Origin of the sequence: Photorhabdus hainanensis (assembly GCF_018448965.1) — a bacterium.
GTDB classification, from domain to species: domain Bacteria; phylum Pseudomonadota; class Gammaproteobacteria; order Enterobacterales; family Enterobacteriaceae; genus Photorhabdus; species Photorhabdus akhurstii.
Window position 1 is genome coordinate 122,797 of the sequence record NZ_RCWD01000009.1, and the last position, 26,511, is coordinate 149,307.

27 protein-coding genes are annotated in these 26,511 nt (G+C 40.9%); 12 read left to right on the forward strand and 15 right to left on the reverse strand.

All coding sequences use genetic code 11. From position 1 onward, the window contains the following. Positions 1 to 246: 246 nt before the first annotated feature. Both EAE92_RS07840 and leuO read right to left on the reverse strand, forming a co-directional pair. Complete coding sequence (locus EAE92_RS07840; RefSeq protein ID WP_214067699.1) at positions 247 to 2,046, reverse strand: AMP-dependent synthetase/ligase; 1,800 nt, start codon at positions 2,044 to 2,046, stop codon at positions 247 to 249. A 236-nt stretch (positions 2,047 to 2,282) separates the two neighbouring features. Beyond that, positions 2,283 to 3,227 (reverse strand): transcriptional regulator LeuO, encoded by a 945-nt coding sequence (gene leuO / locus EAE92_RS07845; RefSeq protein WP_036777467.1) that lies wholly within the window; start codon positions 3,225 to 3,227, stop codon positions 2,283 to 2,285. A gap of 956 nt (positions 3,228 to 4,183) precedes the next feature. Between leuO and leuA the strand changes: the two genes are divergently transcribed. From leuA to EAE92_RS24495, 10 genes are all read left to right on the forward strand, one after another. Beyond that, complete coding sequence (gene leuA, locus EAE92_RS07855; RefSeq protein WP_105398343.1) at positions 4,184 to 5,746, forward strand: 2-isopropylmalate synthase; 1,563 nt, start codon at positions 4,184 to 4,186, stop codon at positions 5,744 to 5,746. A 2-nt stretch (positions 5,747 to 5,748) separates the two neighbouring features. After that, positions 5,749 to 6,840 carry a 3-isopropylmalate dehydrogenase gene (gene leuB, locus EAE92_RS07860; protein ID WP_214067668.1) on the forward strand — a complete coding sequence of 364 codons (1,092 nt, stop codon included), beginning with the start codon at positions 5,749 to 5,751 and terminating at the stop codon, positions 6,838 to 6,840. Between the two features lies 1 nt (position 6,841). Continuing rightward, a complete protein-coding gene (gene leuC / locus EAE92_RS07865) occupies positions 6,842 to 8,251 on the forward strand; it encodes a 3-isopropylmalate dehydratase large subunit (RefSeq protein ID WP_214067669.1) in 1,410 nt (469 codons plus the stop codon). An 8-nt stretch (positions 8,252 to 8,259) separates the two neighbouring features. Further along, positions 8,260 to 8,865, forward strand: a complete 606-nt coding sequence (leuD, locus tag EAE92_RS07870; RefSeq protein WP_214067670.1) for a 3-isopropylmalate dehydratase small subunit — start codon at positions 8,260 to 8,262, stop codon at positions 8,863 to 8,865. 448 nt (positions 8,866 to 9,313) lie between these two features. Then, complete coding sequence (gene sgrR, locus EAE92_RS07875) at positions 9,314 to 10,975, forward strand: HTH-type transcriptional regulator SgrR (RefSeq protein ID WP_214067671.1); 1,662 nt, start codon at positions 9,314 to 9,316, stop codon at positions 10,973 to 10,975. A gap of 584 nt (positions 10,976 to 11,559) precedes the next feature. After that, entirely contained in the window at positions 11,560 to 12,246 is a 687-nt protein-coding gene (gene mutH, locus EAE92_RS07880) for a DNA mismatch repair endonuclease MutH (RefSeq protein ID WP_214067672.1), read from the forward strand. A 91-nt stretch (positions 12,247 to 12,337) separates the two neighbouring features. Next, on the forward strand, positions 12,338 to 13,051 hold the full coding sequence (locus EAE92_RS07885) for a TerC family protein (protein ID WP_214067673.1): 714 nt from the start codon (positions 12,338 to 12,340) through the stop codon (positions 13,049 to 13,051). 171 nt (positions 13,052 to 13,222) lie between these two features. Next, positions 13,223 to 13,456: a type II toxin-antitoxin system Phd/YefM family antitoxin gene (locus tag EAE92_RS07890; RefSeq protein ID WP_088776098.1), complete on the forward strand. Its 234-nt coding sequence runs from the start codon at positions 13,223 to 13,225 to the stop codon at positions 13,454 to 13,456. Further along, on the forward strand, positions 13,453 to 13,698 hold the full coding sequence (locus EAE92_RS24490; protein WP_235319438.1) for a type II toxin-antitoxin system VapC family toxin: 246 nt from the start codon (positions 13,453 to 13,455) through the stop codon (positions 13,696 to 13,698). The genes EAE92_RS07890 and EAE92_RS24490 overlap by 4 nt, the downstream gene beginning before the upstream one ends. After that, positions 13,640 to 13,843, forward strand: coding sequence for a type II toxin-antitoxin system VapC family toxin (locus EAE92_RS24495; protein WP_235319437.1), 204 nt, complete (start codon positions 13,640 to 13,642; stop codon positions 13,841 to 13,843). The genes EAE92_RS24490 and EAE92_RS24495 overlap by 59 nt, the downstream gene beginning before the upstream one ends. Before the next feature lie 136 nt (positions 13,844 to 13,979). On the opposite strand, the gene speB is transcribed toward EAE92_RS24495, so the two are convergent. The 3 genes from speB to EAE92_RS07910 all read right to left on the reverse strand — a co-directional run bounded on the left by speB (position 13,980) and on the right by EAE92_RS07910 (position 17,317). Further along, on the reverse strand, positions 13,980 to 14,903 hold the full coding sequence (speB, locus tag EAE92_RS07900; RefSeq protein WP_214067674.1) for an agmatinase: 924 nt from the start codon (positions 14,901 to 14,903) through the stop codon (positions 13,980 to 13,982). Positions 14,904 to 15,072: 169 nt separating this feature from the next. Further along, positions 15,073 to 16,977, reverse strand: coding sequence for a biosynthetic arginine decarboxylase (speA, locus tag EAE92_RS07905; RefSeq protein ID WP_036810887.1), 1,905 nt, complete (start codon positions 16,975 to 16,977; stop codon positions 15,073 to 15,075). A 127-nt stretch (positions 16,978 to 17,104) separates the two neighbouring features. Continuing rightward, positions 17,105 to 17,317: a hypothetical protein gene (locus EAE92_RS07910; protein ID WP_146110595.1), complete on the reverse strand. Its 213-nt coding sequence runs from the start codon at positions 17,315 to 17,317 to the stop codon at positions 17,105 to 17,107. A gap of 290 nt (positions 17,318 to 17,607) precedes the next feature. Between EAE92_RS07910 and metK the strand changes: the two genes are divergently transcribed. Both metK and EAE92_RS07920 read left to right on the forward strand, forming a co-directional pair. Then, entirely contained in the window at positions 17,608 to 18,780 is a 1,173-nt protein-coding gene (metK, locus tag EAE92_RS07915; RefSeq protein ID WP_011147846.1) for a methionine adenosyltransferase, read from the forward strand. Positions 18,781 to 18,921: 141 nt separating this feature from the next. Then, positions 18,922 to 19,446, forward strand: coding sequence for a SprT family zinc-dependent metalloprotease (locus EAE92_RS07920; protein ID WP_214067676.1), 525 nt, complete (start codon positions 18,922 to 18,924; stop codon positions 19,444 to 19,446). A 798-nt stretch (positions 19,447 to 20,244) separates the two neighbouring features. Here the strand turns inward: EAE92_RS07920 and EAE92_RS07925 are convergent. From EAE92_RS07925 to EAE92_RS24980, 10 genes are all read right to left on the reverse strand, one after another. Next, positions 20,245 to 20,736 carry a DUF2569 domain-containing protein gene (locus tag EAE92_RS07925; RefSeq protein ID WP_214067677.1) on the reverse strand — a complete coding sequence of 164 codons (492 nt, stop codon included), beginning with the start codon at positions 20,734 to 20,736 and terminating at the stop codon, positions 20,245 to 20,247. A 460-nt stretch (positions 20,737 to 21,196) separates the two neighbouring features. Further along, positions 21,197 to 21,499 carry a DUF7957 family protein gene (locus EAE92_RS07930; RefSeq protein WP_214067678.1) on the reverse strand — a complete coding sequence of 101 codons (303 nt, stop codon included), beginning with the start codon at positions 21,497 to 21,499 and terminating at the stop codon, positions 21,197 to 21,199. A gap of 8 nt (positions 21,500 to 21,507) precedes the next feature. Further along, positions 21,508 to 21,807 (reverse strand): hypothetical protein, encoded by a 300-nt coding sequence (locus tag EAE92_RS07935; protein ID WP_214067679.1) that lies wholly within the window; start codon positions 21,805 to 21,807, stop codon positions 21,508 to 21,510. A gap of 182 nt (positions 21,808 to 21,989) precedes the next feature. After that, the gene (locus tag EAE92_RS07940) at positions 21,990 to 22,343 is read right to left on the reverse strand and encodes a polymorphic toxin type 25 domain-containing protein (protein WP_214067680.1); all 354 of its coding nucleotides are present in this window, start codon (positions 22,341 to 22,343) and stop codon (positions 21,990 to 21,992) included. A 234-nt stretch (positions 22,344 to 22,577) separates the two neighbouring features. Further along, entirely contained in the window at positions 22,578 to 23,081 is a 504-nt protein-coding gene (locus EAE92_RS07945) for an immunity 42 family protein (RefSeq protein WP_214067682.1), read from the reverse strand. Then, positions 23,078 to 23,392, reverse strand: a complete 315-nt coding sequence (locus EAE92_RS07950) for a hypothetical protein (protein WP_214067684.1) — start codon at positions 23,390 to 23,392, stop codon at positions 23,078 to 23,080. The genes EAE92_RS07945 and EAE92_RS07950 overlap by 4 nt, the downstream gene beginning before the upstream one ends. A gap of 196 nt (positions 23,393 to 23,588) precedes the next feature. Further along, positions 23,589 to 23,855, reverse strand: a complete 267-nt coding sequence (locus EAE92_RS07955; RefSeq protein WP_065391707.1) for a hypothetical protein — start codon at positions 23,853 to 23,855, stop codon at positions 23,589 to 23,591. Continuing rightward, positions 23,852 to 24,589: a hypothetical protein gene (locus tag EAE92_RS24975; protein ID WP_281422758.1), complete on the reverse strand. Its 738-nt coding sequence runs from the start codon at positions 24,587 to 24,589 to the stop codon at positions 23,852 to 23,854. Before EAE92_RS24975 ends, EAE92_RS07955 begins: the two co-directional genes overlap by 4 nt. 190 nt (positions 24,590 to 24,779) lie before the next feature. Beyond that, positions 24,780 to 25,322 carry an immunity 42 family protein gene (locus EAE92_RS07965; RefSeq protein ID WP_065391710.1) on the reverse strand — a complete coding sequence of 181 codons (543 nt, stop codon included), beginning with the start codon at positions 25,320 to 25,322 and terminating at the stop codon, positions 24,780 to 24,782. 2 nt (positions 25,323 to 25,324) lie between these two features. Continuing rightward, on the reverse strand, positions 25,325 to 26,511 hold a 1,187-nt coding region (locus tag EAE92_RS24980; RefSeq protein WP_214067688.1), incomplete at its 5' end, for a VENN motif pre-toxin domain-containing protein.

Here is a 26,511-nt window from a genome sequence, read left to right on the forward strand (position 1 = left end):
TTCATCATGACGTTTAAAGTCAGATAATTATACCTTGCCCTAACCTATTAAATAACAAGTGCTCTATTCCAAGCATAAAATGATACCCGTGAATATAATTTATTTATAATTTTTAAAATTAAACTACAGCTTATTCATCTAATATTGAAATTTTAAAAACCGGATACTCCTGAGATAAATTGAAAGCAGAATAATTACCTTAAATTTCCCTTGAATAGCCGGTCGCGCTCTATAAAGCTCCAGAAATTAATCTCGATACATGGATTCAATTTCGTTATGGTAACGCTGCATAATAATTTTCCTTCGCAATTTTAGCGTTGGCGTTAATTCCCCTGTTTCCATTGAAAATGGATTTGGCAATAATGTGAAACGCTTTACCTGATCGAAGTGAGCAAAGTTTTTCTGCATCTCTTTCAAGCGTTGCTCAAACATATTGATAATTTGACTATGACGCAGCAATTCAACTCGATCATGATATTTGATATTAATTGACCTTGCATACTCTTCCAATACATCATAACAAGGCACTATAAGGGCGGATACAAATTTACGAGCATCAGCAATAACAGCAATATGTTCAATAAAACGATCTTGTCCCAAAATACCTTCAATCATTTGAGGGGCAATATATTTGCCATTCGATGTTTTCATCAAATCTTTCAGACGTTCAGTAATGAACAAATGACCATTTTCATCCAATTTACCGGCGTCACCGGTACGCAACCAACCGTCTTGAGTAAATGCTTTGGCGGTTTCTTGCTGATTATTGAAATAGCCTTTCATCACAATTGGGCCACGCACTTGTATCTCATCTTCTTCACCGATACGGACGTCAATGCCAGGCAATGGTTTGCCAATAGAACCAAGTACATAACCTTGCTCTTCCCAACAAGAAACTGTGGCGCAAGTCTCTGTCATGCCATAGCCATATTTGATATTTATCCCAACAGCGAGAAAGAACAGGATAATCGTTTCGTCCAGACGCGCGCCAGCAGCAGGTAAAAACCGAACTCTGCCCCCCAATACATTACGCAATTTACTCAATACCAATTTATCAGCCAGTCGATGCATTGCTGTCGACCAAGGGCAGCTTTTTTTACCTTGCAACTTACGTAAAAACTGACGCTCACCACATTTAATCGCCCAATTAAAGAGTTTTCTTCGATGCCAAGGAGCCTGAGAAATCTTTTCAAAAACCGCACTATAAATTTTTTCATAAAATCTCGGCACTGCGCACATCACGGTCGGGCGAATATCGGCCATAGCTTGACGAACAAAGTTAGTGTCGGTCAGATAAACATTTTGCGCCCCTACATGCATGACATAAAAACTCCATGCGCGTTCAAAGACATGAGATAACGGCAGAAAACTCAAAGAAACGTCCTGATCAGTTAACGCCAGGACATGATCATGTGAATACAACTGATAGGCTAAATTACGGTAATCAAGCATGACGCCTTTAGGCTCGCCAGTTGTACCAGACGTATAAATAAGCGTAAAAAGATCATCCAGATTGTGGTTAGCGATACGGGTTTCCAACTCCGACTGATGTTGTAATTTATCATCAGCCATGAAATCAGATAAATGTTGAGCTAATGAACAATCCCGCAAATCGACTGATTCATCTAAGACAATAATGTGACTTAACTGGGGACAACGTTCTGTCAAAGTAATAGCAACATCATACTGCGGCTGCCCACCGACAAACAGAATACGCACACTAGCATCATTCAGTATGAAACTCGCTTGTTCTTGACTACTAGTCGCATACAGGGGAACAGTAACCGCCCGAAGTTGTAATACAGCAATATCTGTCAATGACCACGCCATGCTGTTATGTGCAAAGAGACCAATTTTTTCTTGCACATCAACACCAATCTCCAACAACGCCCGGCTAATAGCATTGGTCTTTTTGCCAATATCATTCCAATTTAGTTCGAGTTGTTCAGCCGGAGACCATTGGCGAAAAGCAATTTTCTCTGGGTGTTGTTTGATTTGTTGTTGCAATCGGTTTATCAAGTGATAAGGATGTAAATTTTTAGTTATCACAATTTTTTTCCTGTTCGAAAAACTTTTTTCTTATCGGAGAAAAAACAGTAATTTTATTCTCTGATAATGCCTTTTCGCATCACTTATTCGCTTTTCAGCTTACAGGTGTTAGCTATTTCCTCGCAGTCTACCGATTCCTGAACAACAGGAAAAGCCTATTTATCAAAAGTTGAAAAATTTGTGATAAAATAAAAAAACTCACCACCCTTATGCAGTAGTGAGTTTCAAATTAATTATCTGTTACTAAGTTGGCTCAATAACGACTTCATCCACTGATGTCCTTTATCTTTCGTTGTAGATTCGTGCCAAATCAAATAACACGGACGACTTACTTGATCCCACGGTAATGAAACCGCCCTTATTGCTAATTGTTCGCTATAGTGCTCAACCAACCATTTTGGCGCAATTGCAACCAAATAGGTTTGAGAGACAATATGTAACACACTATTCAAGTCGGTACCCTGATAAACAACCGAACGCAGACGTTCACCTCCATCATAATAGGGAACGCTGAATGAACATATATTATCCAATGATACAACTGCATGATGTTCCTCATACAATTGCTGCTCACTAATACTATTTTCAATTCTTGGATGATGATTAGAAACAGCCAAAACCAACTCATCATTGAATAACGGGTAATGATGAAAATCCATGCGTTCTAGCTGCGTATAGCTAATGACAAACTCAGTTTCCTGGTATCTGAGCTGATGCTCAATATTATCATGTAAATATGATCTAATCGTCACACCCAGATTAGGTGTATTTTGTTTTACCTGTTCAACTATTTTCGCAGCCAGCCTAATATCCAAAGGGCTACAAATTGAAAGACTAAAAACCCTATCACTATTATCAGGTTCAAAACCAACCCCAGGTAACTCGTTATATACCAGTTGTAATGCCTGACGGACTGGACCAAATAATTGATGGGCCCTTGCCGTCGGTTGTATTCCACGCCCATAACGTACAAATAATTCGTCATTGAACATTAGCTTCAAACGAGAAACCGCATTACTGACCGCCGGTTGCGACATTCCTAATATCTGTGCCGCACGTGTCACATTCTGCATTTGCATAACTGCATCAAAAACAGTCAGCAGATTGAGATCCACATTACGCAAATGAATTTCATTTGGATCTTTTTTGGTTGCAGTTACTGAGGTGTATTCAGCCATTGTTTAACTCCACTAAACTCATGCAGATGATCCCGGCTAATAACAAAACATCGGAAATACCTTCATTTATTACTCAGATATTACGATGACTATAACTATTAACGAGATCAATTGTCTTAATCATTTCGATAACAAATAATTAAGACTCGTCCTTGTACAAATCTGAATACGCATAGCTAACCAGCGCATCCCCCTATTAGTGTTAAAAATATATAATTTCAATTAGTAGACAATGTAATGCTCATTATTTATTCACAAAAAAGTACAATTATGTTAACAATTTATTCACCCTGCTATTCTGTATATGATGATAAATCAAAGAATGACACAATTCATAATAAAATTACTGACTTATTATTATTAAACAATTTTATCAGAGTTATTATGTTATAGAATTATTTTTTCAAAGATATATAACATAACTTCCTATTTGTATCTATTTTTCCAATGACAAATGATGTTTTTCAGAAAAATACAAATCCACTTCCAGCTCACCAAACGAAAAATACTTAATTTTAATTAATCAGTATAATGCACTATTTTTATATAAATCTTAGCTCATCACGAAAGTCAAACCCAAACAAAAAAGGATAAAATAAAATCTTTTTAAATATAAACAGATCAACACTTCAATTTACCGCCATAAGAAAAGTAAAACTAAGAATCATATGCCTAAATGAATTCTTGACATCACTTTTAAGATAACGTATCAATAAAAGCATACGAATCACGAACACTCATTAATACTACTGAAAGGTTGGATCGATATGATTCACTCAATTTGTCTATTAAACCTACTACTTATCGTATCTGATATGCGCGGTATGCTGGTGGACAGAAAACAGAGTTGATTCAAAACAGAGTTGGTCCAAACCAGACATTCACAAGAACCCGCGCCATGCGCGGGTTTTTTTTACCTGCTGGGCGCAAAAAATAACCACGAGAGGAACGTACATATGAACCAGCAAGTTATTATCTTCGACACCACGTTACGTGACGGAGAACAAGCATTACAAGCCAGCTTATGTGTGAACGAAAAACTCCAAATTGCCTTGGCTCTGGAAAGAATGGGTGTTGATATCATGGAAGTCGGTTTTCCAGTTTCCTCTCCTGGTGATTTTGAATCTGTCCAAACGATCGCTAAACAGATAAAAAACAGCCGTGTTTGTGCCTTGGCGCGTTGTGTAGAAAAAGACATCGATGTGGCCGCAGAAGCATTAAAAGTTGCGGAAGCCTTTCGAATCCACGTTTTCCTGGCTACTTCCAATTTACATATTGAATCCAAGCTGAAAAAAACATTCGAAAATGTTATGGAAATGGCGGCTCAATCAATCAAACGAGCACGTCGTTACACTGATGATGTCGAATTCTCCTGTGAAGATGCGGGCCGTACACCTATTGATAATCTGTGTCGGATCGTTGAAAACGCTATCAAAGCCGGCGCAACGACTATCAATATCCCAGATACTGTCGGTTACACCGTGCCATATCAATTCGGCGGCATCATTACCAATTTGATCGAACGCGTTCCTAATATCGATAAAGCGATATTATCCGTCCATTGTCACGATGATTTGGGGATGTCGGTCGCCAACTCGATCTCAGCAGTACAATCCGGCGCCCGTCAGATAGAAGGGACGATAAACGGTTTGGGTGAACGTGCCGGCAACTGCTCACTGGAAGAAGTCATTATGGCGATTAAAGTTCGTCAGCAAACGTTAGGCGTTTATACCAATATCAACCATCAAGAAATTTACCGCACCAGTCAGTTGGTCAGTCAATTATGCAATATGCCGATCCCCGCGAATAAAGCAGTTGTTGGTAGCAATGCATTTTCCCACTCATCCGGGATTCATCAGGACGGGGTACTGAAAAATCGTGAAACTTACGAAATTATGACACCAGAGTCCATCGGCCTGAAAGAAATTCAATTGAACCTGACTTCCCGATCCGGTCGTGCCGCAGTGAAACACCGCATGGAAGAGATGGGATATCAGGATAAAGATTACGATCTGGATAGCTTATACGAAGCCTTTTTACGTCTGGCAGATAAAAAAGGCCAGGTATTTGACTATGATTTGGAAGCCTTAGCTTTCATGAACCTGCAACAGCAAGAACCCGAATTTTTCCATCTGGATCACTTTAATATCCAATCTGGCTCCAATGTGATGGCAACAGCCGCTGTACGTTTAGTGTGTGGCAAAGAGCTGAAATCAGAAGCCGCCACCGGTAATGGCCCGGTAGATGCGGTCTATCAGGCAATTAGCCGAATAACTGAATACCCAATTGAACTGGTTTCTTATCAGTTATCAGGTAAAGGCCACGGAAACAATGCACTGGGCCAGGTAAATATCGTTGTCGAATGCTTTGGGCGTCGCTTCCACGGCATGGGATTGGAAACCGATATTGTTGAATCTTCTGCCAAAGCAATGATTCATGCTCTGAACTGCGTTTGGCGTACAGAGCAAGTTAAGAAAGAGAAACAACGCATACAGCAAAATACAAAGGAAATGGTGTAAACATGTCGAACAATTATCATATTGCAGTTTTACCCGGTGATGGTATTGGCCCCGAAGTTATGGCACAAGCCTATAAGATATTGGATGCAATCCGTAAGCGTTTCAATATCCGCATCACCACCAGCGAATATGATGTGGGGGGGATTGCTATCGATCGCCACGGCTGTCCACTACCGGCAAAAACCATAGCAGGTTGTGAACAGGCTGATGCCATATTGTTCGGCTCCGTGGGAGGGCCTAAATGGGAACATTTACCACCAGCAGAACAACCTGAGCGTGGCGCACTGTTGCCATTGCGCAAACATTTCAAACTGTTCAGCAATTTACGCCCTGCCCGCTTATATGCCGGATTAGAGGTATTTTGTCCTTTGCGCAGTGATATTGCCGCCAAAGGCTTTGATATTTTATGTGTCCGTGAATTAACCGGCGGTATCTATTTTGGTCAACCCAAAGGACGTGAAGGCCAAGGTAAATATGAACGAGCATTTGATACTGAGATTTATCACCGTTTTGAAATCGAGCGCATTGCCCGTATCGCCTTCGAATCCGCTCGCAAACGTAGTAATAAAGTTACATCTATTGATAAAGCAAATGTGTTGCAGAGTTCTGTTTTGTGGCGAGAAGTTGTTACTGAGATTGCAAAAGAGTATCCAGATGTAGAAATCAATCACATGTATATTGATAACGCCACCATGCAGTTAATTAAAGATCCATCTCAGTTTGATGTGATGCTGTGCTCTAATATTTTCGGCGATATCTTATCTGATGAATGCGCCATGATTACCGGTTCAATGGGCATGTTACCTTCCGCCAGCCTGAATGAAAAAGGCTTTGGCCTGTATGAACCCGCGGGCGGTTCCGCACCAGATATTGCCGGAAAAGGTATTGCTAACCCAATAGCCCAAATCCTGTCTGCCGCCTTACTATTGCGTTACAGCTTAGGTCGCAATGACGCCGCAAATGCGATTGAACAGGCGGTTAACTACGCGCTGGAACAGGACTATCGCACAACAGATTTAGCCGGAAACGGTAAAGCGATTAGTACTGATGAAATGGGCAGCGCTATCGCCCGTTATATAGCCGAGGGTATTTAGCATGGCTAAAACTTTATATCAAAAATTATATGACGCCCATATTGTCCGGGAAGTACCGAATGAAATCCCGTTACTCTATATTGATCGTCATCTGGTTCATGAAGTGACCTCGCCGCAAGCTTTCGATGGTTTGCGCACCAAAGGCCGCCCAGTGCACCAGCCAGGTAAAACATTCGCAACAATGGATCATAACGTATCCACGCAAACAAAAGATATTAACGCCTGTGGTGACATGGCTCGTATTCAAATGCAGGAGTTGATGAAAAACTGTGCCGAATTCGGTATCACATTATATGATCTCAACCACCCTTATCAGGGGATTGTTCATGTCATCGGACCTGAACAGGGCATAACCCTGCCGGGCATGACGATTGTTTGTGGTGATTCCCATACCGCGACGCATGGGGCATTCGGCTCACTGGCTTTCGGCATTGGCACTTCTGAAGTTGAACATGTACTCGCCACCCAAACCTTGAAACAAGCCCGCGCTAAAACTATGAAAATCGAAGTGATGGGTGGTGTCGGTAATGCTATCACCGCCAAAGATATCGTTCTGGCGATCATCGGCAAAACGGGTAGTGCGGGCGGTACCGGGTATGTGGTGGAATTCTGTGGTAAGGCGATTGAAGCGCTAAGCATGGAAGGCCGTATGACTTTATGTAACATGGCAATTGAAATGGGTGCTAAAGCTGGTTTGGTCGCACCGGATGAAACGACTTTCGCTTATATGAAAGGCCGCCAGTTCTCACCAAAAGGAGAGCTGTGGGAACAAGCTGTTGATTACTGGAAAACATTGAAATCCGATCCTGACGCACAATATGACACCGTTATTACGATTAATGCAGAAGAGATCTCTCCGCAGGTCACATGGGGAACAAACCCTGGACAAGTGATCGCCATTGATCAAGCCATTCCTGCGCCCGAATCTTTTAGTGATCCTGTCGAACGTGCATCTGCTGAAAAAGCACTGGCTTATATGGATTTGAAACCCGGTATTAAGCTAACAGATGTAAAGATCGATAAAGTCTTTATCGGCTCTTGCACCAACTCCCGGATTGAAGATTTACGGGCTGCCGCAGCCATCGCACAAGGCCATAAAGTGGCTCCTGGCGTTCAGGCAATCGTTGTTCCCGGCTCAGGCCCTGTTCAAGCACAAGCAGAAGCAGAGGGTTTGGATAAAATTTTCATAGAGGCTGGTTTTGAATGGCGCTTACCCGGATGTTCCATGTGTCTGGCAATGAATAATGACCGCCTGCAACCCGGTGAACGCTGCGCTTCTACCAGTAACCGCAACTTTGAAGGGCGCCAGGGACGTGGCGGACGCACCCATTTGGTCAGTCCAGCGATGGCAGCAGCGGCGGCGATTAATGGTCATTTTATCGATATACGCCATCCAGCACAGAAGTCATAAAGGAGAGAATGATGGAAAAGTTTATTCAACATACCGGCTTGGTTGCTCCTTTAGATGCGGCAAACGTCGATACTGATGCCATTATTCCCAAACAATTCTTACAGAAAGTCACGCGCACAGGATTTGGTCAACATCTGTTTCATGACTGGCGTTTTCTTGATGATGCAGGACAAAAACCCAACCCTGAGTTCGTATTAAATCAGCCTTGTTATCAGGGCGCCAGTATCCTTCTGGCTCGTGAAAACTTTGGTTGCGGTTCCTCCCGTGAACATGCGCCTTGGGCACTAACGGATTATGGTTTTAAAGTGGTTATCGCCCCAAGTTTTGCGGATATTTTCTACAGTAACGCTTTCAACAACCAGTTATTGCCAGTAAAACTGAACGATAAAGATGTCAATAAGCTATTTGATTTGGTTCAACAAAACAAAGCTTGTCGTTTTACTGTCGATCTAGAACAACAGAAAGTTCACGCTGGCAATAAAAGCTATGCTTTTGAAATCGATAGTTTCCGGCGTCACTGTATGATGAACGGTCTGGACAGCATCGGCCTGACATTACAACATCTGGACGCCATAACAGCCTACGAGCAGGAACAACCGGTTTTCCTGCGTTAATTTTTCCTTTATTGACTTATCCCGTAGTTTTCTACTACGGGATTTTTCTATCGGAGTCAAAAGCAAGAACAATCCCACCCCGTCTATACTCATACAGGCAATCACTTTTCAGCCACATACAACGCCTTAACTAATATTTAATCACTCCATATCACATTTAAAAGAAATTAACAGATAAAATAGCGATAGTGGCTGGACAAATCGCCACCAATGCCAGATTATTACTCGTTTTAAGCGAACATGTAAAAAAGAAGCGGGGAGTACATAATGAACAATAAGAAAAAAAGCCAGTAAGTTTTCTTACTGGCTGGCAAATCACCATTACTCAAGAAAATTGGGGGAGAAGCCAGATTTCGTCTGGCCTATTGAGCTACTTTCAATATGGATAATTATGGGTTCAATATAAGGAAATAAAAATTGATGAATAATACTCTGGAGTTCCTCTTTTATGCCCAGTTCACGTTTACAACAACAATTCATTCGATTATGGCAACACCATCAAGGAAAAGAGGCTGAAACAACGTTACAAGAGCTGGCGAATGTACTGCATTGTTCAAAACGTCATATCCGTTCACTGCTCAACAATATGCAGAAAGCTGGCTGGTTACAATGGCAGGCAGAGTCCGGTCGAGGGAAACGTTCTCAATTGAATTTCTTACGTGATGGCTGGGAACTCCAGCAACAACGGGCTGAAGAGTTGCTTGAGCAACAGAATGTTGAGAAGCTGGTCCAACTGGTTGGTGATAAAGATACAGTCCGTCATATGGTACTCTCCCAGATTGAACGCCGTTTCCGCCAGGGAAAAAATTTACTGCGGATACTCTATTATCGCCCCTTTCCTAATCTTCTACCCGGTTCACCGCTACGCCGTTCTGAAATTCATCTGGTCAGGCAGATATTTAATAGCTTAACCCGCATAAATGAGGAAAATGGGGAACCAGAAGCTGACTTAGCTCATCATTGGCAACAATTATCCTCAAATCATTGGCGATTTTATCTACGGCCGGCCATCCATTTTCACCACGGCAGAGAATTACAGATGGCGGATGTCATTGCTTCGCTACAAAGATTACGCAACCTGCCTCTTTTTTCTCATATTGAAAAAGTCGCCACCCCCACACCCTATGTGATTGATGTTTTTCTTTCAGAACCCGATCTCTGGCTCCCTTTATTAATCGGCAGCCCACATGCCATGATCTTGCCTCAAGAGTGGCAGAAGTTACCGAACTTCTCTCGTATGCCCGTGGGAACCGGCCCTTACCAGGTCATAAAAAACAGCGCTCAGAAACTACAAATTCGTGCCTTTGATAATTACTTTGGTTTTCGGGCGCTGATTGATCAGGTGAATATATGGTTTCTACCAGAATTAGCCGAGAAACTGGTTTGTACAACTCTGCATCTGGAAAGTGACAGCACGGATAATAACTCGTTAGATAGCAGGATAGAAGAGGGCTGTTATTTTCTATTACATGATCACCGCTCAACTAAATGTAAGAGAGAAGAGGTTCGCCAATGGCTATGCAGCCTGCTAACACCGATAAATCTACTAGCGCACTGCGACCCCTTTTATCAACGCCATTGGTCACCCGCTTATGGTTTATTACTACGCTGGCATCACAGTAAGCTGATATCCGAATTGAACAAACCAGAGGATATTACCCATCTGACCGTCACGCTTTGCCATCAACATCACGAATACCACACAATCAGCCAGATCCTGCAAGCCATACTGGCCAAGTGCGGCGTCGAATTGAAAATCAACATCGTGGATTATGACACATGGTTCAATGGCAACACCGAGAGTGACCTCTGGCTTGCTACCGCCAACTTTTATAACCCTCTGGAGTTTTCGCTGTTCGCTACGTTGTACGAGATGCCATTATTGAAAAAGTGCCTTGGTAATGATTTAAGTAAAGAAGTATCACAATGGCGACAACAAGCGTTATCGCTTGAAGAGTGGTGTGAAAAAATAATTGATGAACATTGGCTGCATCCACTGTTCCACCATTGGCTTGAGTTACAGGGACAGAGAAGTATGCGGGGAGTCAAAATGAACACCTTTGGTTGGTTTGATTTCAAATCTGCCTGGTTCAACCCATCTGAAGGGTAATTCACAGAAAAGGCCAGAGTTATGAACATACACAGGTGTACAAACTCGCTTTTATTCACTTTTTCTGTGGATATCTATGTGAAAAAGGCAGGGGTAATTCAGGTATAGCTTTATATTATGAATTATCAAGTTATAGACAAAAAATGAAATAGTATTTATTTTTCATTGAAATAGCAGCTATTTACCTCGTTATTTCTAACGTCAGTCACGGCTATAATGGACAACGTTAGTCGATGAGAACAAAAAACAACCAAACATCATGTTATCCACAAGTTATTCTTTTTAGTTAAGCAAAAAACAGCGGTTTTTGTAGAAAAAAGTGTTGGTCAAACCTGTAAATCAAACCAGTGATCTCATTTTTGTCTACTTATCCCATAAAACTGTGGATAACATGGTGTAAGATCCTGTTCATTATTACCGGCAATAGGTGAACAAGAACAGCTGTCAATTTTACAATATTTAAAACAGCAATAAAAAATGTTTGTATATCATGCTATTATCACTTGTTAGCTATTGTATGAACCTCAAATTTATTATTCACAGAAACTAAGGCTGTTTTTTGACCTAAAAAACGGATATCCCAAATGAGCACTCTTTTTTCCCCTCCACCACCACCAGACAACGAGCAACAATTGCTTGAATGCGCCCAAATTCTGGCAGGCTTATCAATGGGAGAACTCGCGGCGAAAGCAGATTTACCTATCCCGCCCAATCTGAAACGAGATAAAGGCTGGGTGGGCATGTTGCTAGAATATTACCTCGGTGCGAGTGCCGGCAGTAAGCCAGAGCAAGATTTCGAACATATCGGTATTGAGCTTAAAACCATCCCCGTGGACAGAAGAGGTTATCCACTGGAGACAACATTTGTCTGCGTTGCACCGCTAACAGGGAACAGTGGTATTACCTGGGAAAGTTGTCATGTCAGACGCAAATTATCGCGGGTGCTGTGGATACCTGTTGAAGGCGAACGGGAAATTCCTTTAGCCGAACGCCGAGTTGGTTCCCCTTTATTGTGGAGTCCCAATCAACAAGAGGAAGAGTTACTGCGTCGTGACTGGGAAGAATTGATGGATTTCATCGTGCTTGGCAAAGTAGAGAGCGTTACCGCCCGTCATGGCGAAGTATTACAGTTACGCCCAAAAGCGGCTAACAGCAAAGCATTAACCGAAGCAATCGGAGTACACGGCCAGCCTATTATGACTCTGCCTCGCGGGTTCTATTTGAAGAAAAATTTCACCGCCCCTCTATTGGCCCGTCATTTCTTAATTTAACGTTAGCTCTGACTGATTTTTACATTGACATACTTACCTTACACCTAATCGCGCGTATAATTGGATTTTTACCTTAAGGTTTTAATAAGCAATGTTAGAATGGATTGCTGATCCCCAGGCTTGGATGGCGCTTGCCACCCTGACAGTTCTAGAAATCGTTTTAGGGATTGATAACATTATCTTTTTGTCACTTGTTGTGGCGAAACTCCCTAACCATCAACAAAATAAAGCACGTAAGATCGGACTAATGGGAGCAATGCTAATGCGCTTGGCGCTGTTAGCATCTATTGCCTGGGTTATTCGGCTAACCTACCCAATATTGACAGTTTTTGAACATGACATTTCTGCCCGTGATTTAATCCTATTCTTCGGTGGTCTGTTCCTGATCTGGAAAGCCAGCAAAGAAATCCACGAAGCGATCGAAGGTGACAATGAAGGAGAGCTAAAACGTCCTGTTCACTCCTTCTTGGGGGCTATCATCCAGATTATGTTGCTGGATATTATTTTCAGCCTGGATTCAGTCATTACCGCTGTTGGTCTGTCCGATCACCTATTCATTATGATGGCAGCCGTTATCATAGCGGTCGGTGTTATGATGCTAGCCGCTCGTCCTATCGGCGAATTCGTTGACCGTCACCCCTCAGTCAAAATGCTGGCGCTGTCGTTCTTAATCCTTGTGGGCTTTACCCTTATTCTGGAAAGCGTACAAGTGCATATACCTAAAGGTTACATCTATTTCGCTATGTTCTTCTCAATAGCAGTAGAAACACTGAATCTCATGCGTGGGAAAAAGAAAAGAAATTAGATATAGCGCTACAATAACGCTAAGAAAATATCATTCTTTGATTTAAAAAGTACGCCATAGATGCCCAGTTCAGTACTGCGGCATCTCGATTCTATGTAACAAAAAAATTGCCGGTTATTTCGGCATTTTTTGTTATACTTAGCTAATCTAGCCAAGTATGAGGGCTTTATTATGACTATCCAAGCAAATATGCATGAAGCTAAAAGTAACTTAAGCCAACTAGCTGACAAAGCTGTCAGTGGTGAAGTTATCATCATAGCCAAAGCTGGCAAGCCTTATGTCCAGATTGTACCAATAACCCAACAAAATAGAGTTCCTGGAGGATTCGAAGATCTTATTACCATAGGAGAAGATTTTTTTGATGCAGATCGGGAAATTCAGTTCATGTTTGAAGGTGACAAGTGAAACGTTTGTTGCTTGATACACATGTTTTTATCTGGTGGCTCACCAATAATTCAAAACTGGGGCCAATTACTCGGAATATTTTGTCCAAAGGGGCAAACATTGTTCATGTTAGCGCGGTTACGCCTTGGGAAATATCTATTAAACGCTCCATCGGTAAACTGGACTTCAGAGCCGACTTTGAAATTGCTATGGAGAAGAATAACTTCTTTCCACTACCTACCTATATCCCATTCCCATGCTGAGTACGCAGGGGACTTACCACGCTATCATAGTGATCCTTTTGATAGGATGCTAATTGTTCAATCTCAGATGGAAGGACTGACATTGATTTCAGCCGATAGTATTTTCTCTCAATATGATATTCGGTTAATTGATGCTCGCATGTAAAAAATGACAAAGAGAATCCAGAAAAGCATATAAAGGTTACATCAATCAAAATAGCCGAATTTCAAGGGGATAGCTCCACAACTCAGTACGAGTTTATTTCACTATCCCCTAAGACTCTATTAAAACTATGTACTACTTAGCGCTTCTTAGCCGCCTGTAAATAAAGCATCTCCAGTGCAATAGTCGCACCTGCCAGAGCCGTAATTTCAGATTGATCATACGCTGGAGCGACTTCCACCACATCCATACCGACAATATTTAGCGGTTGCAAACCACGCAGTAATTTCAGTGCTCGATCGGTTGTCAAACCACCAATGACGGGTGTACCCGTACCTGGTGCAAAAGCCGGATCAAGACAATCGATATCGAAAGTCAGGTAAACCGGCATATCACCAACCGTCTCTTTTATCTGAGCAAGCAAATCATCCACACTACGATCATTAACCTGATCAGCATCCAGCACCGTAAAACCATTGTCCCGTCCATGTTCAGTACGAATACCAATTTGTACTGAACGATGCGGGTCGATCAACCCTTCATTTGGCGCGTGATAGAACATGGTGCCGTGATCAAATTGACTGCCATTTGGATAGGTATCAGCATGAGCATCAAAATGAACCAGAGCCATTTTGCCGAAATGTTTGGCATGAGCGCGTAGCAAAGGCAAAGTAATAAAGTGGTCCCCACCAAAAGAGAGCATACGCTTACCGGAAGCCAGCACTTTTTCAGCATGAGCTTGCAACTTATCACTCATATCCTGAGCATCACCAAAGTTGAAGACTAAATCACCACAATCCACAACGTTAAGACAATTGCGTAATTTAAAATCCCACGGCCAACGGCGGCTTTCCCATGCCAAGTTAGTCGAAACCTGACGAATAGCCGCAGGCCCGTGGCGGCTACCCGCACGACCTGATGTTGCCATATCAAATGGCACCCCGGTAATTACCCACTCTGCATCGCTAGAATATGGCTGGAAATTCAACGGAAAGCGCAGGAAACCGAAGGCATTAGAAACCAAAGAGTCATCTTGTTGGTTGCCCAAGGTACTTATTGTCATGAGATATATCCTCAAAAGTTTCCTGACAGAACAAAATTATTTAATACCAGAATACCCATGCCATGACGAAATGGGGTATTTCTGAGATAACCCCATTTTTCCGCATTCTGTATCTGGTTTATATAAATAACATTATCTGTATACAGGAGGCTTAATTAACACCAGAAGATTATTCATCTTCCAGATATGTGTAGCCATAAAGACCACTTTCAAATTCCAGTAAAAATTGCTCTTGCAAACCTGTATCCAAATCTGTGCTTTTTACTTGATCACGGAAACGGGCCATCAGTACGTTAGGGTCCAGTTTCACATATTGCAGCATATCCGCGACTGAATCCCCCTCTTCACTTTGGTTATAGGTCACTTCGCCATTATCAAATACATAAACATCAATAGCCGCTGTATCGCCAAACAGGTTATGCATATTGCCAAGAATTTCCTGATATGCTCCCACCATAAAGAAACCAATCATTGGCGGGCAATCAGGATCATAAGCGGGCATCGGCATTGTCGCCGCTACACCATCGCCATCCACATAATGATCAATAATACCATCGGAGTCACAGGTGATATCTAACAATACCGCCCGGCGATCCAACGGCTTATCCAGCCCCTCAATGGGTAACACAGGAAACAACTGATCAATACCCCATGCATCAGGCATAGACTGAAACAGTGAAAAATTCACATAGAATTTGTCTGCCATACGCTCTTGCAGCTCATCAATAATTGGCCGGTGAGCGCGGTTGCTTGGATCAAGATCCTGCTGAATACGGCGACAGATATTCAGATATAACTCTTCCGCCCACGCCCGCTCCTTTAAATCCAACATGCCATGAGCATATTGTGTATGAACATCATGCAGATCGAGCTGACCATCATGTAGCGATTCACGTAAAGAGCGTCTATTTCCTTCCGAGTGCATCTCCTGCCATGTTTCCCACAAACTGGCGAGCGGGCGGGAAGCATCCTCTGCCGGTGGCGTCGTCTGCGTAAATTCATTACGCTCAACCCCGATAACATTGGATACCAAGACGGTATGATGAGCGGTCAGGGCGCGACCGGATTCTGTAATAACTGTCGGATGGGGTAAACCATGCTCATCACAAGCATCACCAATACCCCAAATGACATTGTTGGCATATTCATTCAACCCATAGTTCACAGAACAATCAGATTGAGAACGGGTCCCTTCATAATCGACACCTAATCCACCACCAACATCAAAACATTGAATATTGACACCTAGTTTATGTAACTCGACATAAAAACGCGCTGATTCACGGACGCCTGTCGCGATATCACGGATATTCGCCAACTGCGAGCCAAGGTGAAAATGCAATAATTGCAGACTATCAAGTCGATCCACTGCGCGCAAAGTCTCAACCAACTGCAACACCTGAGTCGCCGCCAAACCAAACTTCGATTTTTCACCGCCACTGGCCTGCCATTTGCCTGACCCCTGAGATGCCAAACGTGCACGGACTCCCAAGCGAGGGATCACATTCAATCGTTCAGCTTCTTCCAATACCTGGGCAATCTCAGACATTTTTTCGATCACCAAATAAACCTTGTGACCTAACTTTTCACCTATCAGCGCCAGACGAATATATTCACGATCTTTATATCCATTACACACGATAACGGTACGAGTCATGCCCGCATGCGCTAGCACCGCCATTAGCTCGGCTTTGGAGCCAGCCTCAAGCCCTAAAGGTTCGCCGGAACTAGCCAGTGCTTCAATAACGCGGCGTTGTTGGTTAACTTTAATGGGATAAACTAAAAAGTAATCGCCTTTATAACCATATGACTCTCTAGCACGTTTAAATGCAGCGTTGATTGAACGCAAACGATGTTGCAGGATTTGAGGGAAACAAAATAGCGCCGGCAAGCGCAAATTTTTCTGCTCCTGCTGAACTCTTTTCACCAATTCCGCAAGATCAATTCTCGCCCCCGGCAAATCAGGATTTGGACACACACTAACATTGCCAAGATCATTGACGTAGTAGTAACTCCCTCCCCAGTATGCAATATTGTAAGTCTGTTGCATTTTACGAGCGATATTATCATTCATGGCAGTCTCCTTAAGGGAGTTAGAGTTTTTCACCTTCGCCTGTAATTAATAAATAAACCCAAACGCTATACTCTCGCGTGTTGAGAAATATCAGGGAAAAGCATGCTCTCAAGTTGTAAATAAGCGTTTAGTTACTACTAAACAATGACAAAATTACCGAGTGACAATACGCCTGTCCGACATATCCGACCTGTTTGCAGACAACAGATAACATCGAACTAAAGACATATTGAAAAGAAAGGAAAAAGACGCGGATACATCCGACGACAAGTGTGGCTGTTGGCCATTTGCAATCAGCAGATAATGGTTCATTACCCCATTCACCCCACACATGACTCATATTTAAGGAGCCATTTCTCGATTGAGAAACAGAAGCTGTTTAGCTTTCTGCGAGTCTGTAGCACAAATCATTCAACTACGGCCGCTGTTTATACTCGCAATTACATAAAATTGCAAAATGAAATTGACAGAAACTGACATATAAACCAAGAAATTATTATTCACCCGATGAAAATTACTCACTGAACTAAAAAAATCTAGCGCATGAATAAGAATTATCCTAAAATAGCCATCTAGATGTTAATCCATCCATTTCCAAACTGAAATTATACTTTAAGGTAACGTTATATAATGACCACATACCTTTTCACTTCCGAATCTGTTTCCGAAGGGCATCCTGATAAAATTGCAGACCAAATATCTGATGCCGTTCTTGATGCTATCCTGGAACAAGATCCAAAAGCACGAGTTGCCTGCGAAACCTATGTTAAAACCGGCATGGTCATGGTTGGTGGTGAAATTACCACCAGCGCTTGGGTTGATATTGAAGAAATTACGCGACAAACAGTTCGAGAGATTGGTTATGTTAATTCTGAAATGGGTTTTGATGCGAACTCATGTGCAGTATTAAGCGCCATTGGTAAACAGTCACCGGATATTAACCAAGGTGTTGACCGTGAAGATCCCCTGCAACAAGGTGCTGGCGACCAAGGTCTAATGTTTGGTTATGCAACCAACGAAACTGACGTACTCATGCCCGCGCCTATCACCTATGCGCACCGCCTGGTTCAACGTCAAGCCGAAGTTCGAAAAAATGGTGTACTGCCTTGGTTACGTCCCGATGCTAAAAGCCAAGTCACGTTCCAATACAATAACGACAAAATTGTCGGCGTTGACGCGGTTGTACTTTCCACACAGCATGCTGAAAATATTAGCCAGAAAGATCTGCAAGAAGCCGTCATGGAAGAGATCATCAAGCCGGTTCTGCCTGCTGAATGGTTAAATCCAACAACCAAATATTTCATTAACCCAACCGGTCGTTTTGTCATTGGCGGCCCGATGGGTGATTGTGGTCTGACTGGCCGTAAAATTATCGTAGATACTTACGGTGGTATGGCGCGTCATGGTGGTGGAGCATTCTCTGGTAAAGATCCCTCCAAAGTCGACCGTTCAGCGGCTTATGCAGCACGCTATGTAGCAAAAAATATTGTCGCTGCCGGCCTGGCTGATCGTTGTGAAATTCAAGTTTCTTACGCTATCGGCGTTGCAGAACCCACGTCCATCATGGTGGAAACATTCGGTACCGAAAAAGTTTCAACAGCAACTCTGACTCTGCTGGTACGTGAATTCTTTGATCTACGTCCTCATGGTTTGATTCAGATGCTGGATCTATTACACCCAATCTATCGTGATACTGCGGCTTATGGTCATTTTGGTCGTCCACAGTTCCCGTGGGAAGCCACTGATAAAGCAGAAGCACTGCGTGACGCTGCGGGTTTGAAGCTATCAGCGATGAATATGTAAAAATATAAAAGCCCGGTTTGGATAACTAAACCGGGCTTTTTAACATTAGCTGACGACCGAAGAAGTCCTAAAAATATTACTATCGGTTGTTCAAGGATTTTTAATAAAATTTACTAATCCTTACCTATTTATTTTCAACACATGAAATCAGCTAGCGTTCCAATTTCCTTACAACAAGCCGTTATCAATACCTTGCGGCAGAAACTGTTACAGGCAAACTTATATCTCAACTGTGATTTTCCTGAACCTACAATAAATTATCGCCAACGGGGAACTACCGCAGGCAGCGCCTATATAAAAAATTGGGAAATCCGCCTTAATCCAGTATTATTGATTGAAAATCAACAAGCTTTTATTAATGAAGTTGTGCCTCACGAATTAGCTCATCTATTGGTTTATCGCTACTTTGGGAAAGTGCCGCCACATGGGAAACAGTGGCGTTGGATGATGGAGAAAGTACTGAACGTTCCAGCTAACCGTACACACAAATTTAAAATCGACTCAGTACGCAGTCAAACTTTTACTTATTACTGTAGTTGCCAGCAACATGAATTAACTCTACGACGCCATAATAAAATTCTGCGAGGAGAGAGTCATTATATCTGCCAAAAATGTGGGAAAAAGCTTATTGCTAAATCAATAGATTCTTTCAATCCTAACTTATAAAGATTTATAACAATAAAAATGTGATTTAATTATTCCAGTATTTGAATATAAATTACGTTAACAATAATATATGAATCAACATTCTATTCTATCAACAGACTCTCCCAAAGTTCCTAATTTTAAACAAAGCAAGAAGTTTTCTTGAGTAAAATTAAAATATCCAGATAATAAAAAGAAAATTAAGGCAATAATTAATTTTAAAGTTAACCAGATACAGGCCCTGAATAGGGAAAAAAGAAAATTCATGACAATTGAAAAATAGTCTTAACGTAAAAATCCGTTTACCTGGCTCTCCTAATATCATTGTTATACCAAGTTCATATCTATCTGATAAAGAATAAATTAACCACCTTTTACATCTTACAATATATTAACATTTACTTACCAACAGAACTGCTCTCCAAATTATATACAACCTTTGGATTATTCCATTTGCTATTCTTGATCATTTCAGCATAATATTGAGACGCATGTTTGATTGTAAAAAAATAATTAGCAGCCAAAATCATTTTTCCATTATAGTCGTTATTAATAGCTGAAATATAAATTCTCTTGACCATAACACTGTTACCCTTTTTCGCTGCACGCTTACGCATCAAGTATAAATTAAATGGTCTGAGTCCAGTAAAATACAGGACTCGGACCTTAATGAAAGCGTGATTTGAATTGTCTGATTTTGGGGAGCAATTCACAAGGCCGAGGTAGTTTTGGCTGTCATATTTTTCAAACAAATATTAATTATAAAAAATTCACCTACTCCCACTGAATATTGTTTATAAAATAGTTTAATTTTAACCATTATTTAATAAATGTCCTTTTAACTCGAATAGATATAATAAAGTAAGGCACCCATACACATGCATAAAACACAGTTCTAAAAAGCAAGAAAAGATGATTATAATCCAGTTTTATTTCATATCCATAATGAGCCAACGCTAAATCGGTGATGACAAATAATGAGGTAAAAACTAACAGGATAATGTAAAACAAAGGTGTTTTCTTCTTTTTTCTAAAGAAGAGAATAGATGTATAAAGTGCAATTCCAAAAATAATTGTAAAACAGAAAAACTCAAATCCTATAAGGATACGTAATTCACCCAGAGAATTATAACTAGAGTTTAAGATTGTCATTGTTTTATATGAACTAAATAAAGAGCTAAATATTGCAAAGATAAGATTTATTGCAGGCAAATAGAGAAACCCGCCAATGCCACTTAATTCTTTCTCTTCACATGCTGCACAAAAATCTGATTCATGTAATGCTGGGTTTTCACATTTAATACACTTCATAAAATTTCTCCAAATAGTAATTTCAATCCAAAGATTGATTATTAATCTACGTAAATCATACAGGTGATAATAATAAACCAATAACTTATTAGTCCGATAAATACCCCTGTTTTTAATAGCCTTATTTACATCACCAAGTGACAAAAGAAATATTCCATCTATAAAAAAATGACACAACCATTTGATAATAAAGAAATATCTAGGTTCATAAAAACATAACCAATATCCATATGATATTTTTAATAAAGAAAAACTTTACTCAACCATTCTTTGAACCATCACATTTTATATAGCTTGAGCCAGTCCAATGCACAAAAACGACATCATTGTAAATCAATACTACCATAGAAATATATTGAATACCTGTATTAGCTCCTCCACCAATCAAACTGGTCGCTAATGCGTTATTCTCCACATCTTATTTTACAACATCTCGTGATAATAATAGACCAGTATAAGGTTATAAAAATATTCTTCTTCCATAAAAATCAACAACAAAATATTGCCCTGCAACAACATTCAACCCTTCATATGGGTAATTTGTTTGACCTTCCTTTTGTAAATCCGAAGGCTCTATTTGCCAAAGAAATTCTCCATTATTTGTGTAAGAAAATAGATTATTTAGTCCATCATCTCCTATAGGAATATCAGTTAAGACAAGAACAGAACCATTATCAATTTCTATCGCCTTAATAATCTTTTGATTAAATATAATTAAGTGCCCATTAATATTAATCTTGTTATCGTTTACTAAGATAGCCATTTTATATCCTATTTTTTCTGAATAACCCGTTCATTAGTGAATGTACCTGTTCTTTGCCCCATAAGATCAAACTGGGTTCCTCCTCCTTTATAATCAAACAGACTTCCCATATTAAATGCATTATCGTCTACAACAATTACGTATAAAAATAAATAAAGCCAAACAATATAAAATAACCTAGATAACCATAATAACGTATTTTGAAGACTTATTTCCATTTCAAAAGCAAACTCTTTTATGAATTCAATATTATTTCTATGTGCAAATTTTTTTAAGAAAAATCCGCAATAAATAAGAATTACAAACACTCCAATAAAATAGCCGGCAAAGAAAATTAAGTTTCCATTTTTGATAAATTAAAACCAAATCCCAGACATATAAATAACAAATAATATTATTATGGAAAAATTAGCAAGTTTGTTTTTATTAAAAAAACAAAAATCAAAAAAGAGCAATGGAGATTTTACACTTCTTCGTGAAACTTTTTTGCTCAAGCCAAAGTAGATGAAGCATGCAAGAAACCCCAACATACAATTGCTCCACCATGAGCACCAATAGCTGTTGTCATCCCACCATTAATTGCAAATTTATTTAGATCCAATGCTGCTTCAGCAAACCCTGCTGTACCTATTCCAGCTGTAACCTCACCTTTTACATGTAGTTTAACTTTATAAGTAACACCCCATGATGGCCCCTGATGAGAGTATTTTATAGCTTCGTTTATTTCTTCTACTGTTTTCCCTTTACCTTGTAGATCAAAGGACAATGATGGATCTGAGCTGATCGAGTTGGCTATCTGCCCCCAAAAGGTTCCTGGACCATAACCAAGAGCATTATTATCCACAACAACGCATTCCATTGCGAAGTTGACTGCCGGACACCGATTTTTCCTGTGTGCTCAGTCAGTTACAACCGATTTTCCTCGGTGCGATTCGATGCCCGGCCCATAACGCCCCGACGCGACTTTTTAGCCTGTAAGCCACTTTTCTCAGACGTAATGAACAGCCCCTTTTAAATGTCGGATGATTGTCTAATATTTGGGGTACAATTCACATCGACTGGGATTTCCTTATATACATTAGATTTTTTTAAGTTCTGGTAGTTGTTGGATAACATTTTTGATGGTATTTTTCTCAAAATGCTTTATCGTAACAGTCAATCCTCTATCACAGGTATAAATGATAAATTCATCTTCGCTATTATTTGTAATATAGTAAAAAATATAGAATCCAATATCTGTAAATTCTACAGGAGTTAAATCTATTCCTTGTTGCTCCATTTCTGGAAACTCTAAATCATCATCATCTGTATCCAAAAGAATATTATGTGAATGAGCAATAAATTCCATAATTTCTTTGTTCTGACTAAACAAGGAAGTATCAATTTTCTTGCATGATGGAAACTCCACTAAGCTGTCTTTTAGATGGTTTATCGCCATATGAAGTGTGTAGTTTGAACCGATGGCAGGAACAATCACATCATCTATGACAAAATTAAATATTCCATATTGCCAATAGCTATCTTCTGACAATTCACAAACTTCATAAGCAACAGCAAATTCATAAGGAAGTCCGTAGATCATTTTTTACCCCCTAGTTGCTTTATTTCACTGTTAAACTTCCGAAGCTCATTATGACCCAGAGCATTTTTACCATCACCAGTGCTTCTACTCCAATGAAATGAACCTGAACCATCTTTTCTCTCATTAAAAAATCTATGAATATTACCTTTTTCGTCTATCGCTAATCTAACTTTAGGATCTTTTGTTGGTCTTGACTTTTCAAATAAATTGAGAGAATTTTGCGGTTCAAGGCCAGCACTTGGTCTATTTCCATTTCCTCCCAGAGTGTGTTTACTGTTTGATTTATAAACTAACCCATTATTTGCTGTCACTGGATTAGGTACTGGTATAGCTAAAAGGACTGAGTATTAAACCGGTAAATCCCGATATGGCTATTAACTAGACTGAATGCTATCCCCGTGGTTTGATGTTGAAGGTGATAAAGTGAAACAGTCGTTCAAACAATCTCAGAAGAAATCTTGCCTCTTAAACTAGATATCCATTCAAGAGGCAGGAAATTACTTGAAATTATCCTATATTGGTTAAAATATTTTTGATTATAGATATTACTGATTCATCTAGCCTTTTTTCATCGACTGTATAGATCAATAGCTCTATCTCATTCTCTGCATCAAATAAAATTGTGCGAAGCCACTTTTCTTCAAGTGCAACTATTTGATTTTCTGCTTTATAAATCTCTGACTGAATATCCTGTATTGTTATCTTTCCTTCAAGAAAGCTCCTACAAGCTTCTTTCAGACACTCAATTACTTCAGGGTAGATCCAATCATTCATTTCGCACTCCTACGAAGGATCGTAATAATTACATTACCATTTTTTTCAGTCACGACACCAACATCACCATTCCAATATGTTGTCCGGGTAACACCATTAACAACACTGTTTTGTGGAGTACCAGTTTTAATTACATGATCTACAATGTTGGGCGTCACATTTCTACCAGGTCCGGTTGTTCCTGCTGGTGAACCAAGACCAGAAGGTTGCATTCTATCCACAGCATGTTGTGAGTAAAGACGATCACCAATTTTGGCGTATTGTCGTCCATCAACAGTAGTTTTTTGATAATGTTGCCATGAATTCCACTCTAATTTTTCAGAATGAGTTGTCGTCTTATTTCCAGCAATATTTTTATCAGCTAGAGAACTTCCTTTCCCCTCAATGACTTCTGTCGACTGATACTTACTTAAAGACAAAAACGCTTTTGCTGCCGCAAACTGTATCAGCTTCGCTTCACTGGTAGGTATCCCTCCGGCAACAATTTCCGCCGCTTTCTGTGGCGTCATCTGCTCATTTGATAACACGACATTCAATGGAACACCAAAGAAGTTACCCCATGCAATAATCAGACCTTTTGCTGGGTCTTGACCCTCAGGGACTTGTCCTTTGAGGTAGTGAGTTAAGGCTGCGTTGATTTCTTCGGGTGTTGCCCCGGATTGAGCCATCTTTTGAGCCAGCGACCCCGCGCCTTCAAAATGTTTAGCGCCTTCGGAACCAAACAGACTCCCCATGCTAAGGGCATTGTTGTCTACAACAACTTTCTCTGTCGTGAAGCCTGACGCTGAACCTTATTTTTTCTAATGCACTCAGTCAGTTACAAACCATTCTCCCAGTGCAGTTTGATGTTCGACCAACAACGCCCCGATGCGATTTTTGAGCCTCATAAGCTATTTTGCTTTGATACTGTTAAAAGGCTGTGAGTTAAATGGTTGAATAATATTCGAATGCTTTTGAAATTATTTCATTAACTTCACTCTTATAAAGAATAGCCTCTCTGATATCAGGATTAGTGATCGTTTCCCAAAAACCATTCCCATGTTCGTCTTGCTTTAATTCACTATACTTAGCGCCAAGTATCCTAACCATATCACCATGAGAAACAGCAAAAACAATAAAACCAGCATCATTAATATTTTCTGTTGACGCTTGATATTGGTAAGATTGCTCAAAATTTTCGGGCTCATCTTGTCCTATCAACTCTGGAGAAATCATTCCTAACATAAAGTTAAAAGCATCTTTAGTTCCTTTTTCAAACAACGCTTTATTTTCCTGAAAAGAAAATAAAGCATTAGTATTGTCTTTCAACGAAAAAACATCTACCCAAAGGGTAGATGTCCTTATTTCTTCAGGGAAAAAAAAACCATCAATACAAAAATGGAAAAGTCCATTTTTATAAGTATCATCACTCCATTCTGGAAGATGTTGTATTAACACTGCAAAACGATATGGATCACCAAAAATCATAATTATCTCCATTTTCCGGACAAACCAAGTTGTTTTTTGACTTCATTAGGAATGTCATTTTTATTCAATGGATTTTTTACATCACCGGTACTTCCATTCCAGTGATATTCCCCATTGGTCCCTTCGAACCGATGAACATTACCTTTTTCATCCTTAGCAAATCTAACTTCTTTATTACCATAATTTTTGGAGCTTGGAATTGAGTTTTCAAAAAGTTTCAATGAGTCTTTTGGTTCTATTCCCGCATTACGGCGATTTCCATCACCACCAAGAGTATGTTTAGGATTGGATTTATAAACTAACCCATTATTCGCTGTCACTGGATTAGGTACTGGTACAGCACTTCCCTTTATTCCTTTTGCTCCAGCCTTACTGATCCCTCCTGCCACCCCCGCAGACGCCGCAATTCCCGTCTGCCCCATAATCTTCACGATTTCCTGGGTCGTTTCTTCTGAACCGCCGGTGACTTGGGCACGATGGAGCACCAAATTCCGTGATGCGTCAATATTTGACATGGCACCCCGTAAATCGGCCCATTCCCGCACTTCTGCTGGCGTGAGGGAATCCAGCCCCTGCATTCTGGCTTTTTCCTGAATTTCGCCTATCCGGGCACTGTAATCACCTTGCAATGCTCGCAGCTCTTTGGCAACGGCAACGCACTGATCAGCCCCTGAACACGTTGCTATCCGCTCCTGAACCTTGTCATACTCCTGCCGATATTTATCCCTAACGGCAGAACGGCAACTGGTATCACCCTGACAATTAACCAGTTCCTCACTTCTTGAACGATTCTGGTCAACGCTTAGATGATTATTGTCTACTGCATTCTTCCCTGCCTGCGCCCCAGTGAGGGCACTGGAGGTTGAGTCACCGGCAATACCACCGGCCAGCCCGGCCGCCAGGGTGGAAAGGGTGCTGATAGTTTGCTTCTGCTCCTCCGTTAATTCACTGACTTTAGCCCCGTCGCCGTAAAGCTGCTTAATCAGGACCTGAGCCGCCAGTTCCCCCGACGCCGCACCGGCGGCACCCGACAGGGCATTGTTACCGCTCACTTCCGCCGCCACCGCGCCTAAAATCGCATGGGCCAGCGTGTTGGTGGCGATATCCACCTGATGGGTTTTCGGGTCGGTGGTCAGCTCTTTTATCACGCCCGCCAGATACGGTGAAGCGCCCCCGGCCAGCGCCTGAC